This is a genomic window from uncultured Caulobacter sp. (genome assembly GCF_937900395.1).
In the GTDB taxonomy this organism is placed as follows: domain Bacteria; phylum Pseudomonadota; class Alphaproteobacteria; order Caulobacterales; family Caulobacteraceae; genus Caulobacter.
On sequence record NZ_CALCDX010000240.1, the window covers coordinates 39,222 to 53,749 of the forward strand.

The window sequence follows — 14,528 nt, forward strand, 5'->3', positions numbered from 1 at the left end:
GCATCGCGGGGGGGCATCTTTCTAACTAATGCCCGCCCGCCGCCGGCGGCTTCGCCATCTTCGCCACGTCCGCTTCCGTCACCGGCTTGGCGTAGCTGTTCCCGAAGTGGGTCCGGACATAGGTGATCGCCTCGGCCATCTGGGCGTTGCTGAGCGTGCCGACGAAGCCGGGCATGGCGCCCTTGCCGCCGGTGACGATCATGATCGGATAGGCCGCGCCGGCCAGCCGGGGGTTCGAGGCCAGAGCGGGAATCGTCCCCGCCCCGACTCCCCCTTTCGCATCGGCCATGTGGCAGGCCTGGCAGACCTGGGTGTAGACCTGCTCGCCGGTCACCGGCTTGGCCGCGCGGACGATGCCGCCGCCGGTGTCGCCGCCGCCCGAAGCCGGCGTCTGGGCCATGGCCGGAAAGGCCGCCACGAGGGCCGCCGTCAGAACGATCTTCCTCATGATCAGGCCTCCAGCGCGCGCTTGTGCAGACGGGTGATGGCGTCGATGGACGAGAGCAGCGCCCCCTCCATCCAGCAGCCGACGTAGCTGGCGTGCTCGCCGGCCAGCACGATCCGGCGGTCCATGCCGACCAGGGTCTGGTAGTGCTGCTTGCGGGTGTCCTCGTTCCAGCGGGCGCAGCATCCGAGGGACCAGGGCACGCGGCTCCAGGCCACCGAGGCGCCCGACAGGAACTCCTTGCGGTAGCTTTCCGGGTGGATCACCGAGCCCTGCGCCAGGGCGACCTCGATCCGCTGCTCGGGCGTCATGCCGGCCAGGCGATAGGCGCCCAGCTCGCGGGCGAAGGCCCCCAGCAGCACCGCCGGCCCGTCCTTGAACATGTTATTGTTCGGATAGGAGATCAGGGCGATCTCCTGGTCGGTGAAGCTGTGGCCGCCGTAGATATAGTCGTCCTCTTCCCAGAAGCGGCGCTTCATCTCGAGGCCGATCTTGACCTGGCCCGAGTACGGCACGGCCTTGATCGCGGCCATCATCTCGTCGGTGACCTGCAGGTCCATCTGGCCCAGCACGCCCAGCGGGATGGTGCAGACGCACCAGTCGGCCTTGGCGTCGGTCGCCTTGCCGGTGACGGTGTCGGTCCAGCTGACGGTGACGCCCTTGTCGTCCTGGGCGATCTTGCCGACCTTGGCGTTGTAGGTGATCAGGCCCTCCACCTGCTTGGCGAAGCCCTTGCCGATCATGTCCATGCCGCCGACCGGCTGGAACATGGTCGTCTGCATCTCGTGGTTCATGAAGAAGCCCATCGAGGTCCAGACCTGCGGGTCCAGCACGTCGTGCAGGCTGTAGAGGTCCTTGGACGGGACCGGCGCGCCGTTGACGCCGCCGCCCGGCGGCCGCTCGTAACCCCGGTGCGACGAGGCCTTCAGGCTGGGCGAATACTTGTAGTCGTTGTCCAGCAGGCCCCAGCCCTTCATCGCCTCCAGCAGCTTGTCGCGGTCCTCGGCCGTGACGGTGTCGTCCAGCGCCTTGGCGTTGACCGACTTGGCCAGCAGCTCGGCGATGTTGCCCTCGAAGTCGGCGGCGGCGGCGTTGAAGCGCACCGGCTTGCCGCCGAAGGCCTGGGACGAGTGGATCCAGCCGGAGTGGTTGAACTGGATGAACGGCTCCAGGGCCACGCCGAACGCCTTGCAGTAGTGCAGCAGGGTCCGGTGGTGGTGCGGGATCCGCCAGGGGCCGGGGTTGAGGTAGTTGCCCGGCGAGAAGGCGACCTTCTGCGTCGCGCCGCCCAGCTCGGTGTAGGTGTCGCCGCCGCGCAGCGACCAGTTGCGGCCGCCGGCGCGGTTCTGGAACTCCAGGATCTGGACCTTGTAGCCGGCCTTGCGCAGCTCGTAGGCGGCCAGCATGCCGGCCAGGCCCGCGCCCAGCACGATGACGCTGGCGCCCGGCCGCGCGCCTTGCAGGTTGGGCGGACCGTGGAACTGCGTCTCGGCCGCGTGACCCAGCGTGGTCATCGCCTGATAGAGCGCCGCCGTGCCGCCGACCTTGGCGATGGCGGACAGAAGCTGGCGCCGCGTCGGCGCCCTGACACCGGAGTCCATGTAAGCCCTTCCCCTCACGCGCCGCCGACTTCGGCGTGCGGATGAAAGGGCTATCAGCGGATGGAGCTGCGGCGAGGCTTCACGGCGACCCGGCCGGACGATGCGGCCAAGGCTGCGAATTTATCGGCACAAGGACGGCCTGGTTGCGCGCGAACTGTGCAGCGCCCTATCTGACCACGCGCAGGTTCGGACGCTCGTCGGCGACGCGCTCCAGGGGGACGACGAAGAGGAAGCTGGAGCCCTGCCCCAGCGCCGTGTGGACGTCGATCGTTCCGCCCATCAGCTGCACTAGCTCGCGGCAGATCGACAGCCCCAGCCCCGCCCCCTCGTGAGGGCGCGTCGAGGACTCGTCGACCTGGGAAAAGCTCCTGAACAGGTCGGGCAGGTATTCCGCGGGAACGCCGGGGCCTGTGTCCTCGACCTCGAACCGCAGACCTTGCGTCGAGGGGCGGACGCGGACGGTGACCCCGCCGCGCTCGGTGAACTTGATCGCGTTGGCGACCAGGTTGCCCAGCACTTGGCGCAGCCGCATCGCGTCGCCCCGCCAACGCCCCCGGATATCGGGCGCGACATCGACCGTCAGGGACAGGCCCTTGACCGCCGCCGCGCCGGAAAACACCGCACAGGCCGCTTCGACCATGCTCTCCAGCTCGAACGCCTCCAAGCGCAGGCGCACGGCGTGGCTTTCCAGTCGCGCGATGTCCAGGATGTCGTTGAGCAGGGCCAGCAGCGCCCTCCCCGACTCTTCCAGGATCCGCAGGCGGCGCGCCTGGGGCTCGCTCAAGGTGTCGGCGGCCATGACCTGGGCCATGCCCAGCACCCCGTTCAGCGGCGTGCGAATTTCATGGCTCATATTGGCCAGGAACAGCGTCTTGGCCGCATTGGCGGCCTCGGCCTCCTCCTTGGCGGCGATCAGCTGGCGACGACTTTCGCTGATCTGGATCAGCGCCTCCATGACGCGGCGAAGCAGGAAGAAGGCCGCCAGACTCATCACCAGGAAGCCGAGCGCGAGCCAGGGCGCCAGGCTCTTGATCAGGGAAAGGCCAGGATCGGCGGCGTCCCACGACAAGACGCCGATCGGCGCCCCCGTGATATCGGCCAGCGCGACGCGAGGCTTGAGGCCGCGCGGCGCGGCGAGCAGTTGCAGCCCTTCGAGGCCCAGGTCATCGGCGAAGCGGCGAACGAAGGGCCCATCCATCCGCCGAGCGGCGACGACCACCGCGGGCGGTCCGGCATAGGCGTCGGCGACCGTCTGGCTTTCGGGGGTCACGGACGCGAACGCGACCAAATAGACCGCTCCGTCGACCCTCATGAGCCCGGCGCGGGTCACCTCCGCGCCGGTGCTCAGGCGGCCCTTGGACAGGCCGGCGGCGGCGTCCTTCGCCACAACGGCGGCGATCGGCGCGGCCCGGGCCGGGAAGCCGCCCAACGCCCCCGCGTCGCTGCGCTTGCCGTCCCTCGACGCGTAGATCACCCCGCCATCGCGCAGGACGAAGGCGACGTCGTGCTCGAACTGCTGCTTGTAGTAGGCGCCGAAATTGATGTCCGCCCAGGGTGCGTCGACCTTCGCCCCCATGGCGGCGTAGGCCGCGTCCCACACGGTGGCCGAGGTCAGCTCGCGCGTCATGCGCTCCAGCGAAACCTCGATCGAGCGGCGGACCAGGCGGATCTCATCCTGCGCCTCGATACGGTCCAGGGTGCGCGCCGTCAGGATCATCAGTCCAAGGCCACCGAGGATCGACACGATCACCAGAACGGCGACGGCGGCGACCATGCCCTGGATCAGTCGCATCGGCCGCTTGAAGGCGCGGCGGGAAGAAGAAGGTCGTCCCATCATCACTCCCGCCTACGCCGCTGGGGATATCGAACCGTAAAACGCGGCTTTTGGCCACAGGCGCCGTCCGTCGCGGTCTTTCGGCTGGAGCGCCTGGATCAATCCACCGCCAGCATGCCTTCCAGCTTCAGGCGGAAGATCAGCACGCTGTCGGGGGGGATCTCGCCCATGTCGCGCGAGCCGTAGCCCAGCTCCGGCGGGATGTAGAGGGTCCACTCGTCGCCGACATGCATCAGCGGCAGGGCCTCCAGCCAGCCCTGGATCAGGCCGTCGGCCGGCATGATCGCCGCCTTGCCGCGCGCGAAGCTTGAGTCGAACACCTGCCCGTTCAGCAGCTTGCCCTCGTAATTGACCTTGATGATGTCGCCCAGCTTCGGCGAGGGGCCGTCCTTGGGGCCGCTGGTCACGACCTTGTACTGCAGGCCCGACGGCAGGCTGACGACGCCCGGCGCCTTGGCGTTCGTCGCCAGGAAGGCCTTGGCCGCCTGGGCGTTGGCCGAGGGGGCGGCGTTCAGCTGCGGCGGCGGCGAAGGCTGCGGGGTCTGGGCGTGGGCGGCGCTGGCGGCCAAGGCGGCGACGAGGGCCAAGGGAGCGAGAAGGCGCATCAAGGGTCTTTCGGGACTCGTGGACGGTGTCGGAAGCGACACCCTAGCGGGGTTCACACGAACTTCGCGGCGAAATTTGGGGGAGGATGTAAGCGCCCCCTCCGTCACGCCGCCTTCGGCGTCGCGCCACCTCCCCCGCTTCGCGAGGGAGGAGGAAGCGTCATCCTCCCCCGACCAACGGGGGAGGTGGATCGCCGCGGATACGCGGCGAGACGGAGGGGGCGCTTCTAGCCCCTAGTTCTCCGCCCCATGCGCATAGACGCCCAGCATGGTCCCGACGAACCCGCCGGCGATCTTGGTGCTGAGGCTCGTCCCATCGGCCCCGGCCTTGATCACCTCCCACTTGCCGGGCGCGGTCCCGTAGGCGAAGTCCAGAGCCCCCGCCTTGACATCGATCTTCAGGTTCAGAGGTTGGCCGTTCTTGAGGGAAACCGCCTTTTCAGCCACCACGACGCCGTCGACGGGATCGTCCTTGCCGGTGCGCTTCTCGACCCGCACCAGGGTCTTGCCGCCATCGCGGACCAGGCCGACGAACCAGTAGAAGTCGTCGTTCTGCAGGGCCACCAGGCCGGCCTTGTCGCCGTCGGCCTTGGGCGTGAAGCGCACCGTGGTCGAGGCCGTGGCGTTCATGTGCTGCTGGCGGCGCGCCCAGATCGAGGGCTGCTCGTGGCCGCCCAGCCTGTCCTTGCGCGCCTCGACGTTCAGCGTCCCGCCCTTGACCGACCACCAGCGCGAGGTCGGGATGCGCATGGTCATCCAGCTCTTGGGCAGTTCAGGACCCGAGAAGCTCTCGGCCGCCTTGAACGGGCCCGAGGTCGGCGGGGCCGGCGTCGCGGGGAGCTTCGGCGCGTCGGCGACGTACGGAATGGTCTTGCCGTTCTCCAGGATCACCGGCCAGCCGTCCTTCCACTCGACCGGCAAGAGGAAGGTCTCGCGGCCGGTGTTGTAGAGGTCGTCGCCATACGGCCGCACGGCCAGGAAGGTCGCCCACCACTGGCCGTCCGGCGTGTCGACGATGTCGGCGTGGCCGGCCGAGGTGATCGGCAGCGGGCGGTCCTTGGGCAGGCCGCGCTGGGTCAGGATCGGGTTCTTCTCGTAGGGGACGTAGGGCCCGGTGACGGCCTTCGACCGCAGCACCACCTGGCTGTGGCCCTCGGCCGTGCCGCCCTCGGCGGCGACCAGATAGTACCAGCCATCCTTCTTCAGGATATGCGGTCCCTCGGGCCAGATCGGCTTGGTCGAGGGATCAACGCCCTTGTCCAGCAGCACCGAGCGGGGGCCGATCGTCTTCTGGGTCTTGGGGTCGTACTCCTGGATCCAGATGGCGCGGTGGCCGCGGTACTCAGGCGGTCCCGGCGGCTCGTCGTTGTTGACGATCCAGCCGCGACCGTCGTCGTCGAAGAACAGCGAGGCGTCGATGCCGCCTACCTCGGGCAGCCACACCGGATCCGACCACGGCCCCTTCGGGTCCTTAGCGGTGATCAGGAAGTTGCCCTGGCAGTCGACGCAGGTGTTGAGGATGTAGAACAGGCCGTCGTGATAGGTGATGGCCGGGGCGAACACCGCGCGCGACAGGCCCAGGCGCTTGAAGTCCAGCATGCCCGGCCGGTCGATCGCGTTACCGATCTGGGTCCAGTTCACCAGGTCGGTCGAGTGGTGGATCGGCAGCCCCGGGAACCAGGCGAAGGTCGAGTTGACCAGGTAGTAATCCTTGCCCACCCGCGTGATGCTGGGGTCGGGATAGAAGCCCTGGACGACCGGGTTGCGGTACTGGCCGGGCCCGGCCTTGATCGCGTCGGACGGGTCCGAGCCCTGGTAGACGAAGTTGCTGAAGGCGGCGGTGTTGGGCGCGGCGCTCGCCGCCATCGGGGCCAGCGCGGGGGCGGCCAGCAGGGCCAGGGCTAGGGTCAGTCTGATCATGCTCACATCCCTAAATCTTCCGACCTTCCCGGCGAATGCCGGGACCCAGATTCATCCGGGGTGTTGGCCGTTCTTGAAACTCTTGAGCTTTGCGATCTGGGCCCCGGCATTCGCCGGGGAGATCGGGGTTTTGAGGGTAGAAGCGCCTACCTACCGCGCCGGCGCCGCGCGCAGCGCCGCCGCCACCGCCTCGCGCAGGGGCTTGGGCTTGTAGTCGTCGTCATAGAGCGTCGGGCGCTTGGGTTTCTTGTCCTCACGCAGCCACTGGCCTTGCAGCCACGAGTACTTGTCGATCATGCCCCAGGCCAGGACCTCCTTGGTCTGGCGATAGCTGAGCACCTGGTCGAGGAAGGCCTTGGCGTAGGCCGCCACCGCCGCGTCGCGGGGACCGAACTCGTAGGGCAGGCCCTTGTCGTGGACGTCGAACTCGGTGACTAGCAAATCATAGCCCATGCCGGTGACGTCGTTCAGGAACGCCGTCCACTCCTTCTCCTGCGGTTTGCCAAAGCCGGTGAAGGTGTCGGCGTTCTCGGCGCCGATGTGGCTTTGGATGCCCAGGGCGTCGACCGGCGTGCCGCGCTTCTTGAAGCCTTCCAGCAGCTTGAGCACGCCGTAGCGGTGCTTCTCGTTGCCGACCTCCTGGCTCATGTAGTCGTTGTAGACGAGGCGGGCCTTGGGCGCGGCCTGGCGGGCCACGTGGAAGGAGAGATCCAGCACCTCCTCCTTGCCCATGGCGTCCGACAGGAAGGTCGAGCGGATCGAGCCGTCCTTGGGGTCGACGGTCTCGTTGACCACGTCCCACGAGATCATCTGCGGGTAGCGCTTGCACAGGGTCTGGATGTGTTCGGTGACCATCTTGGCCGCCGCCTGGGCGGGGTTGGCGCCGAAGTCGTAGGTCTTGGTCCAGGCCGGGAACCACTGCGGATGGTGCCACAGCAGGGTGTGGCCGCGCAGGGCCTGGCCGTTCTCCTTGGCGAAGGCGGCGATGCGGTCGGCGCGGCTGAAGTCGAAAGCCTCCGGCCCGGCCAGGCGGACCACGTACCACTTCAGCTCGTTCTCGGGGACCAGCACCCCGCACTCGCGGGCCAGGATGGCCTTGTAACGGGCATCCTCGAACGGGCCACGCGTCGAGCCGAGCGGGCCGGCCGGCACGGCTGAGCCGAAGTACAGGCCCTTGGCCTTAGCCAGGTCGCGCAGAGGAGTCTCGTCGGCGAAGGCGCGGGGCGCGGCCAAGGTCGCGGCGGCGCCGGCGGCCATCGCCAGGGCCTGTCGTCGTGTGGGTTCGAACCTGTCTGAAGCCATGAAGCGCCTCCCGTCTTATCGGCGGCGCGGTAGCGCTACCATTTTGGGAGCAGAGGACCTGACCAGGACGGCGGGGTCAACCCATAAGAGCGCTCAAAAAATCCGTGTCATCCCGGCCGGAGCGTAGCGTAGAGCCGGGACCCAGGGGGTGCGGAATGCGGCGCTTGCGGCCCCTGGGTCCCGGATAACGCCTGCGGCGTTTCCGGGATGACACGGGAAATGCTGGTTGGCTGATCTACTTCCCCGTCACCGACAGCACCGCGAGGGTCATGGCCTCGACGCCCGTGCGGATGCTGGGTTCCGGCGTGGGCGCGAAGTACGGCGAGTGGTTGGTCGGCAGGGGCTTGCCCTCGGCCTTGGCCTTCTCGACCGTCGCCTTGTCGAACCCGCCGATGCCGAAATAGAGCGACGGCACGCCGGCGATCACGAACTCCGAATAGTCCTCGGACGCCGAGCCCGGCTTGGTCTCGGCCACGGCGCGCGGGCCGAAGGCGGCCTTGAACACCGCCGCTGTCCGGTCGGTCAGGGCCTGGTCGTTGACCACCATCTTGCCGCCGGACGTCAGCTTGACGTCGGCCGGGGGCGCGCCGGCCATGTCGACCACCGCCTTGGCCGTGCGCTTGACGCCATCGAGGATCTTCTCGCGCACCGCGTCGTCCTGGGTGCGGATGGTCCCGCGCACCCGGGCGTTGTCGGGGATGATGTTGCCGGCGCTGCCGGCCTGGATCGAGCCGATGGTGACGACGCCGAAGGCCGACGGGTCCTTCTCGCGGCTGATCACGCTCTGGACGTCGACGGTGAAGCGGGCGGCCATCATCACCGGATCGATCGTCGTCGACGGCATCGAGCCGTGGCCGCCGCGGCCGTTGAAGGTGATGTCGAGCCCGTCCGAGGTCGAGCTGATCACGCCCGCCTTGTAGGAGATCTCGCCGGCCACGCCGTTACCCACGTGCAAAGCAAAACCGTAGTCGGGCTTGCCGCCGATCTTGTTCCAGAGGCCGTCGGCCAGCATGGCCTTGGCGCCGCCGATCGTCTCCTCGGCCGGTTGGGCGACGAAGACCAGCGTGCCCTTCCACTTGGACTTCATGGCGACCAGCTGGCGGGCGGTCCCCAGCCAGGCGGCCATGTGGATGTCGTGGCCGCAGGAATGGGCGACGAAGGTCTGGCCGTCGCGCCAGGTCGCGGTCGCCCGGCTGGCATAGGGCAGGCCCGACTTCTCCTCCATCGGCAGGCCGTCCATCTCGGTGCGGATCAGCACCTTGGGCCCCTCCCCGTTCTTGAGGATCGCCACCACGCCGGTCTTGCCGACGCCCTCGGTGACGGTGAAGCCCAGGGCCCGCATCTCGGCCGCCAGGGTCTTGGCGGTCTGGACCTCCTGGAAGGCCAGCTCCGGGTGAGCGTGGATTTGCTTGTAGGTCGCCTCCAGCGCCGGGTAGTCGCGGTCGAGCTGGGCGTCGATGACCTTCAGCGTCGCCGACGCATTGAGCGGCGCGGCCTGGGCGGAGGCGGCGAGGACAAGCGCCAGGGCGGCGGCGGCGAACAGGGCCTTCATGGGCGCGGTCTCGGATGCAAAGCTTCGCCTAGATGACGCACGGCGAAGCCAAATCCGCTAGCCCCTTCCCTCTCCCCTTGCGGGAGAGGGTGGCCCTAAGGGCCGGGTGAGGGGTCGCGCGGCGACGCCGAGAAACCCCTCATCCGTCGGCTACGCCGACACCTTCTCCCGCAAGGGGAGAAGGATCGCCTACAGCCCGTTCCCCGGCGCCCAGCGGAACTTGAGGCCCTCGTAGTACTCCAGCGACTTCTCCGGAGGCTTCTCGCCTGCCGGCAGCGGACGCTTGGAGAAGGTCTGGAACCAGGCGATCGAGGCGTCGCGCCACCACTGGGCCTCGTTGCGCTGGATCTTCAGGAAGTCGGCGACCTCGGCGTGGCGCGGGGCGTCGACATACGGCGCCAGACTGGCCCAGGTGCGGTTCATGCCGTCCACGTACGAGACGCCGCGCGAGTAGGACTTGACCATGCCGTCCCACAGGGTGTCGCCGGACTTCAGGCGGTAGTCCCAGGGCAGGTGGTGGAACCACAAGAGGTCCTTCTCGTCGACGCACTTGAGGTCGGCGAAGCAGGCCCCGACCGGCGGCGCGTACTGGCTGGTGGCGTTGCTGCCCGTGGGCGTGCGGTCGAAGCCGATGCCATCGGCGCTGGCCTTGGCGTAATAGACGCTGGTCCAGTCGGCGCGCGGACCGCCCGACACCCAGGGGCCGGGACCGTAATGGTGTCCCTCGCCCATCTGGTGGTGCAGGCCCAGCGGCGTCATGTAGTCCACCGCCGCCTCGCGCGACCCCATCATCATGTCCACCACCGGCGTCACGAAGCGCTCGTCATTGGTGAAGGTCATCTTGGCCCAGTCGCGAGCGATCGCGCGGGTGTCGGCCTCCGGATCCCAGGCCAGGCGCCCGAAGACGTACCAGTTGGCCTGGTCGAACTGCGAGCCGCTCCAGTTGCGGTCGCTGCCGATGTTGGCGACCCCCGCCATCACCGTCAGCTTGCGGCCGTCCAGCGATCCGTCGACCACCTTGGCCACCGTCGAGCCCTTGCCCTTGGCCATGGTGTCCGAGCGCAGGGTCTCCTCGTAGAGCGGGCCCAGATAGACGAGGTGGGTGGCGAAGCCGAGGTATTCCTTGGTGATCTGGAACTCCATGCCGAGATTGCTCTTGGGCATGGCCCCGAACAGCGGGTGGAAAGGCTCGCGCGGCTGGAAGTCGATCGCGCCGTTCTTGACCTGGATGACCACGTTGTCGGCGAACTGACCGTCGAACGGCTTGAACTCCGAATAGCCCTGCTTGGCGCGGTCGTCGGGCTGCTCGTGCGAATAGACGAAGGCGCGCCAGATCACGACGCCGCCGTGCGGGCCGACAGCCTCGGCCAGCATGTTGGCGCCGTCCACGTGCGTGCGGCCGTAGTCCTGCGGGCCGGGCTGGCCTTCGGAATTGGCCTTGACCAGGAAGCCGCCGAAGTCGGGGATTTCCTTGTAGATCTCGTCGGCCTTGGCCTTCCAGAAGGCGCGGACGGCCGGGTCCAGCGGGTCGGCGGTCTTCAGGCCGCCGATCTCGATCGGGGCCGAGAACCGCGCCGACAGATAGACCTTGATGCCGTACGGGCGGAACGTGTCAGCCAGGGCGGCCGCCTTGGCGATAAACGGCGCGGTCAGGCTGTCGGCCTTGGCGTTGACGTTGTTCAACACCGTCCCGTTGACGCCCAGCGAGGCGTTGGCGCGCGCGTAGTCGACCATGCGCGGATCGACGTGGTCGGGCAGCTTCCACCAGTCGAAGATCGACTGGCCCGAATAGCCGCGCTCGACCGTGCGGTTCAGGTTGTCCCAGTGGTTCAGCATCCGCAGCTTGACCTTGGGCGCGCTGGCGAGGTCGAGGCTGGCGACGGGCTGGCGGGTCTGGATCAGCTCCAGATAGCGGAACACGCCGTAGAGCACGCCGATGTCGCGGTTGGCGGCGATCACCGTGGTCGCCTTGCCGTTCACGGTCAGGGTGCGGATCAGATAGCCGTCCTCGCCCAGGCTTTTCAGCGGCAGGTTCAGCTTGGCGATCGCGGGATCGGCGGCCGCGCCCAGCAGGATCACGCCGTCGCGCGTCCCGGCGGCGGCGGTCGCGGGCTTGCCAACCAAGCCGGTCAGGCCTCGCTCGAGCTCGGCGCGGGCGACCTTTATGGTGGGCGCGTCGCGGGTCGGCGCGATGGCGGCGGCGCGGGCGGCGTAGGCGCCCTTGGCCGAGGCCTCGACCGGCTTGTAGCGCAGCCACAGGTCATAGCCGTCCTCGGCCCGGACGGCCGGGGCGGTCATGAGCAAGAGCCCGAGGGCCAAGGCGATCAGACGCATCTTCGTTTCCTACCCTAATCCCGACCTCCCCGACGAATGCCGGGGTCCAGTTGAAGGGACCGGGCGACGCCAGGTTCGGCGCCTTCACGGCCCTATGATCTGGGTCCCGGCGTTCGCCGGGAAGATCGGCTTTTATGAACTTCCGAACACGGAGAGACGCGAGAAACGTACGCGCCCACCCAAGGTCGGGTCTTGTAGTCTTAGAGGTCAGACCACTGGGTTGACAACCTTTATGGTACCGGTACATCGATAAGCCAGGGAGGAAGTCTTGGACGCTGGCGCGGCTTACGCGCCTGGCGTCCCGTGCTTTCGGCCCCACCCTCTCACGCCCCCGCGGCCAGCCGAAGCGCCCCATGCCCAAGATCATCGCCGCCAAGACCATCGTCACCTGCCCGGGGCGCAACTTCGTCACGCTGAAGATCATGACGGAAGACGGCGTCTACGGGATCGGCGACGCCACGCTGAACGGCCGTGAATTGGCGGTCGAGGCGTACCTCTCCGAGCACGTCATCCCCTGCCTGATCGGCCGCGACGCCCACCAGATCGAGGACATCTGGCAGTACCTGTATCGCGGCGCCTACTGGCGTCGGGGTCCGGTGACCATGGCCGCCATCGCGGCGGTCGACATGGCGCTGTGGGACATCAAGGGCAAGGTCGCCGGCCTGCCGGTCTACCAGCTGCTGGGCGGCGCCTGCCGCACCGGGGTCATGGTCTACGGCCACGCCAATGGCGAGACGATCGAGGAGACCCTCGACAACGCCGCCCACTACGCCGAGCAGGGCTACAAGGCCATCCGCCTGCAGACCGGCGTGCCCGGCATGAGCGGCACCTACGGCGTCTCCAAGGACAAGATGTTCTACGAGCCGGCCGACAGCGACCTGCCCAAGGAGACCATCTGGTCGACCGAGCGCTATCTGCGCTCGACCCCCGCCCTCTTCGAGGCCGCGCGCCTGCGGCTGGGTGACGATCTCCACCTGCTGCACGACGTCCACCACCGCCTGACCCCGATCGAGGCCGGGCGCCTGGGCAAGGACCTGGAGCCCTACCGCCTGTTCTGGATGGAGGACGCCACCCCGGCCGAGAACCAGGCCAGCTTCCGGATCATTCGCCAGCACACCACGACACCGCTGGCGATCGGCGAGATCTTCAACTCGATCTGGGACTGCAAGCAGCTGATCGAGGAGCAGCTGATCGACTACATCCGCGCCACGGCCGTGCACGCCGGCGGGATCACCCACCTGAAGAAGCTGGCCGCCTTCGCCGACCTGCACCACGTGCGCACCGGCTGCCATGGGGCCACCGACCTGTCGCCGGTCTGCATGGGCGCGGCCCTGCACTTCGACCTGTCGATCCCGAACTTCGGCGTCCAGGAGTACATGCGCCACACGGCCGAGACCGACGCGGTGTTCCCGCACGCCTACACGTTCAAGGACGGCATGCTGCACCCCGGCGACGCGCCGGGCCTGGGCGTCGACATCGACGAGGAATTGGCCGCCAAGTATCCCTACAAGCGCGCCTATCTGCCGATCGCCCGCCGCCTGGACGGCTCGATGCACGATTGGTGAGCGCAGGCGGAGGGAGCCTGTCAGGAGAAAACACGCCAAGCGTCGCCGTGGTCCGTGGTAGAAACGACACCTAGACAAGCTAGCGCCTTTCGGGCCCCTTCGCCGACCATGTCAGACAACGTCAAGCTCTACCGTAAGATCGCCGACACCGTGGCCGAGGCCATCGAGGCCGGGCAGTACAAGATCGGCGATCGCCTGCCGACCGAGCGGGAGCTGGCCGAACAGTTCGGGGTCTCCCGCCCCACCCTGCGCGAGGCGATGATCGCGCTGGAAATGCTGGGCATGATCGAGGCCCGCCACGGCCTGGGCATCTATGTCACCGGCAATGTGCGGCCGGTCGCGCCCTCCAGCGACATTGACTTCGAGATCGGCGCCTTCGAGCTGATCGAGGCCCGCCGCCTGTTCGAAGGCGAGGCCGCCGCCCTCGCCGCCACCTCGATCACCGACGAGCAGATCGCCGAGCTGGAAAGCCTTCTGCAGCGGATGCATGAGGAGGAGGAGATCCGGGGCGAGGACGCCGACCGCGAGTTCCACCTGACCATCGCCCGCGCCACCGGCAACGGCGCGATCATCGCCACGATCGAGAACCTGTGGGACTGGCGCAATCGCTCGCCCCTGGCCCGTAACATCCTGGCCCGCGCCCGCGGCATGGGCCTTGAGCCCCGCATCGTCGAGCACCGCCGCGTGGTCGAAGCGCTAAAGGCCCGCGACCCCGCCGCCGCCCGCCAGGCCATGCGCAACCACCTGGAACGCGTCATCGACCACCTGCTGCACGCGACCGAGACCGAAGCGGTCCAGAAAGCCCAGCAGGAGACCAAGGCGCGCCGCAGCGCGATCGCGAAAAGGGTGGCGATTTGAGGAAATCCCTCTCTCTTTGAGAGAGGGAGGGGCCCATCGCGCAGCGATGGGAGGGTGAGTGGTCAAGCGCTCGCCGAAACGCGGATTCCTTTGGTTGAACACTCTCGAAGAGCACAGCCATGCTCTTCCGGTGAACCGCACCGTGATCGCCCGTCAGCTTCGTCAGCGCCAGACCTTCGCCGAGAAGACGCTCTGGGCGATAGTCCGCAACCGACGTCTGGGTGGCTTCAAGTTCATGCGCCAGGCGGTCGTGGACCGCTACATCGTCGATTTCGTCTGCCAGTCCGCGAAAGTCGTCGTCGAACTCGACGGGCCCGTTCACGAGGGGCGGGAGGAGCAGGACGCGGACCGTGCGCGGATCCTGGAGCTCTGCGGCTATCTTGCGCTGAGATTTCGCAACGAGCGGGTTCTGACCGATCCAGGTGGGACCGCCGATGAAATCCTGGCCGTGTTGCGCATGGGAAGGGCTTGACCACTCACCTTCCCGCCGCTGCGCGGCGGGCCCCTCCCTC

At 68.1% G+C, this 14,528-nt stretch carries 11 protein-coding genes; 3 read left to right on the plus strand and 8 right to left on the minus strand.

The genetic code is table 11. The annotated features are described in order from the left end of the window. Nucleotides 1-25: 25 nt before the first annotated feature. From Q0379_RS21855 to Q0379_RS21890, 8 genes are all read right to left on the minus strand, one after another. Nucleotides 26-448, minus strand: coding sequence for a cytochrome c (locus tag Q0379_RS21855; protein WP_299016701.1), 423 nt, complete (start codon nt 446-448; stop codon nt 26-28). A gap of 2 nt (nt 449-450) precedes the next feature. Next, nucleotides 451-2,046 carry a flavin monoamine oxidase family protein gene (locus tag Q0379_RS21860; protein ID WP_299016702.1) on the minus strand — a complete coding sequence of 532 codons (1,596 nt, stop codon included), beginning with the start codon at nt 2,044-2,046 and terminating at the stop codon, nt 451-453. Between the two features lie 166 nt (nt 2,047-2,212). Next, nucleotides 2,213-3,838 (minus strand): ATP-binding protein, encoded by a 1,626-nt coding sequence (locus Q0379_RS21865; RefSeq protein ID WP_299016703.1) that lies wholly within the window; start codon nt 3,836-3,838, stop codon nt 2,213-2,215. A 140-nt stretch (nt 3,839-3,978) separates the two neighbouring features. Then, complete coding sequence (locus tag Q0379_RS21870; protein WP_299016705.1) at nt 3,979-4,485, minus strand: FKBP-type peptidyl-prolyl cis-trans isomerase; 507 nt, start codon at nt 4,483-4,485, stop codon at nt 3,979-3,981. A 234-nt stretch (nt 4,486-4,719) separates the two neighbouring features. Then, on the minus strand, nt 4,720-6,405 hold the full coding sequence (locus tag Q0379_RS21875) for a glycoside hydrolase family 43 protein (protein WP_299016707.1): 1,686 nt from the start codon (nt 6,403-6,405) through the stop codon (nt 4,720-4,722). Between the two features lie 150 nt (nt 6,406-6,555). Next, nucleotides 6,556-7,707, minus strand: a complete 1,152-nt coding sequence (locus Q0379_RS21880) for an endo-1,4-beta-xylanase (protein ID WP_299016709.1) — start codon at nt 7,705-7,707, stop codon at nt 6,556-6,558. A gap of 235 nt (nt 7,708-7,942) precedes the next feature. Next, a complete protein-coding gene (locus Q0379_RS21885; protein ID WP_299016711.1) occupies nt 7,943-9,259 on the minus strand; it encodes an amidohydrolase in 1,317 nt (438 codons plus the stop codon). A 189-nt stretch (nt 9,260-9,448) separates the two neighbouring features. Continuing rightward, on the minus strand, nt 9,449-11,593 hold the full coding sequence (locus Q0379_RS21890; RefSeq protein ID WP_299016712.1) for an alpha-glucuronidase family glycosyl hydrolase: 2,145 nt from the start codon (nt 11,591-11,593) through the stop codon (nt 9,449-9,451). A 353-nt stretch (nt 11,594-11,946) separates the two neighbouring features. Here Q0379_RS21890 and manD point away from each other — a divergent pair, with 353 nt between their 5' ends. The 3 genes from manD to Q0379_RS21905 all read left to right on the plus strand — a co-directional run bounded on the left by manD (nt 11,947) and on the right by Q0379_RS21905 (nt 14,488). After that, on the plus strand, nt 11,947-13,158 hold the full coding sequence (gene manD / locus Q0379_RS21895; RefSeq protein ID WP_299016714.1) for a D-mannonate dehydratase ManD: 1,212 nt from the start codon (nt 11,947-11,949) through the stop codon (nt 13,156-13,158). Between the two features lie 108 nt (nt 13,159-13,266). Continuing rightward, nucleotides 13,267-14,016 carry a FadR/GntR family transcriptional regulator gene (locus tag Q0379_RS21900; RefSeq protein WP_299016716.1) on the plus strand — a complete coding sequence of 250 codons (750 nt, stop codon included), beginning with the start codon at nt 13,267-13,269 and terminating at the stop codon, nt 14,014-14,016. A 94-nt stretch (nt 14,017-14,110) separates the two neighbouring features. Then, the gene (locus Q0379_RS21905; RefSeq protein WP_299016753.1) at nt 14,111-14,488 is read left to right on the plus strand and encodes a DUF559 domain-containing protein; all 378 of its coding nucleotides are present in this window, start codon (nt 14,111-14,113) and stop codon (nt 14,486-14,488) included. Nucleotides 14,489-14,528: the final 40 nt, after the last annotated feature.

What these genes read in the sequence shown, in the direction of transcription:
- Q0379_RS21855 (WP_299016701.1), bottom strand. Translation starts at nt 448, where the DNA reads ATGAGGAAGATCGTTCTGACGGCGGCCCTCGTGGCGGCCTTTCCGGCC.
- Q0379_RS21860 (WP_299016702.1), bottom strand. Translation starts at nt 2,046, where the DNA reads ATGGACTCCGGTGTCAGGGCGCCGACGCGGCGCCAGCTTCTGTCCGCC.
- Q0379_RS21865 (WP_299016703.1), bottom strand. Translation starts at nt 3,838, where the DNA reads ATGCGACTGATCCAGGGCATGGTCGCCGCCGTCGCCGTTCTGGTGATC.
- Q0379_RS21870 (WP_299016705.1), bottom strand. Translation starts at nt 4,485, where the DNA reads ATGCGCCTTCTCGCTCCCTTGGCCCTCGTCGCCGCCTTGGCCGCCAGC.
- Q0379_RS21875 (WP_299016707.1), bottom strand. Translation starts at nt 6,405, where the DNA reads ATGATCAGACTGACCCTAGCCCTGGCCCTGCTGGCCGCCCCCGCGCTG.
- Q0379_RS21880 (WP_299016709.1), bottom strand. Translation starts at nt 7,707, where the DNA reads ATGGCTTCAGACAGGTTCGAACCCACACGACGACAGGCCCTGGCGATG.
- Q0379_RS21885 (WP_299016711.1), bottom strand. Translation starts at nt 9,259, where the DNA reads ATGAAGGCCCTGTTCGCCGCCGCCGCCCTGGCGCTTGTCCTCGCCGCC.
- Q0379_RS21890 (WP_299016712.1), bottom strand. Translation starts at nt 11,593, where the DNA reads ATGCGTCTGATCGCCTTGGCCCTCGGGCTCTTGCTCATGACCGCCCCG.
- manD (WP_299016714.1), top strand. Translation starts at nt 11,947, where the DNA reads ATGCCCAAGATCATCGCCGCCAAGACCATCGTCACCTGCCCGGGGCGC.
- Q0379_RS21900 (WP_299016716.1), top strand. Translation starts at nt 13,267, where the DNA reads ATGTCAGACAACGTCAAGCTCTACCGTAAGATCGCCGACACCGTGGCC.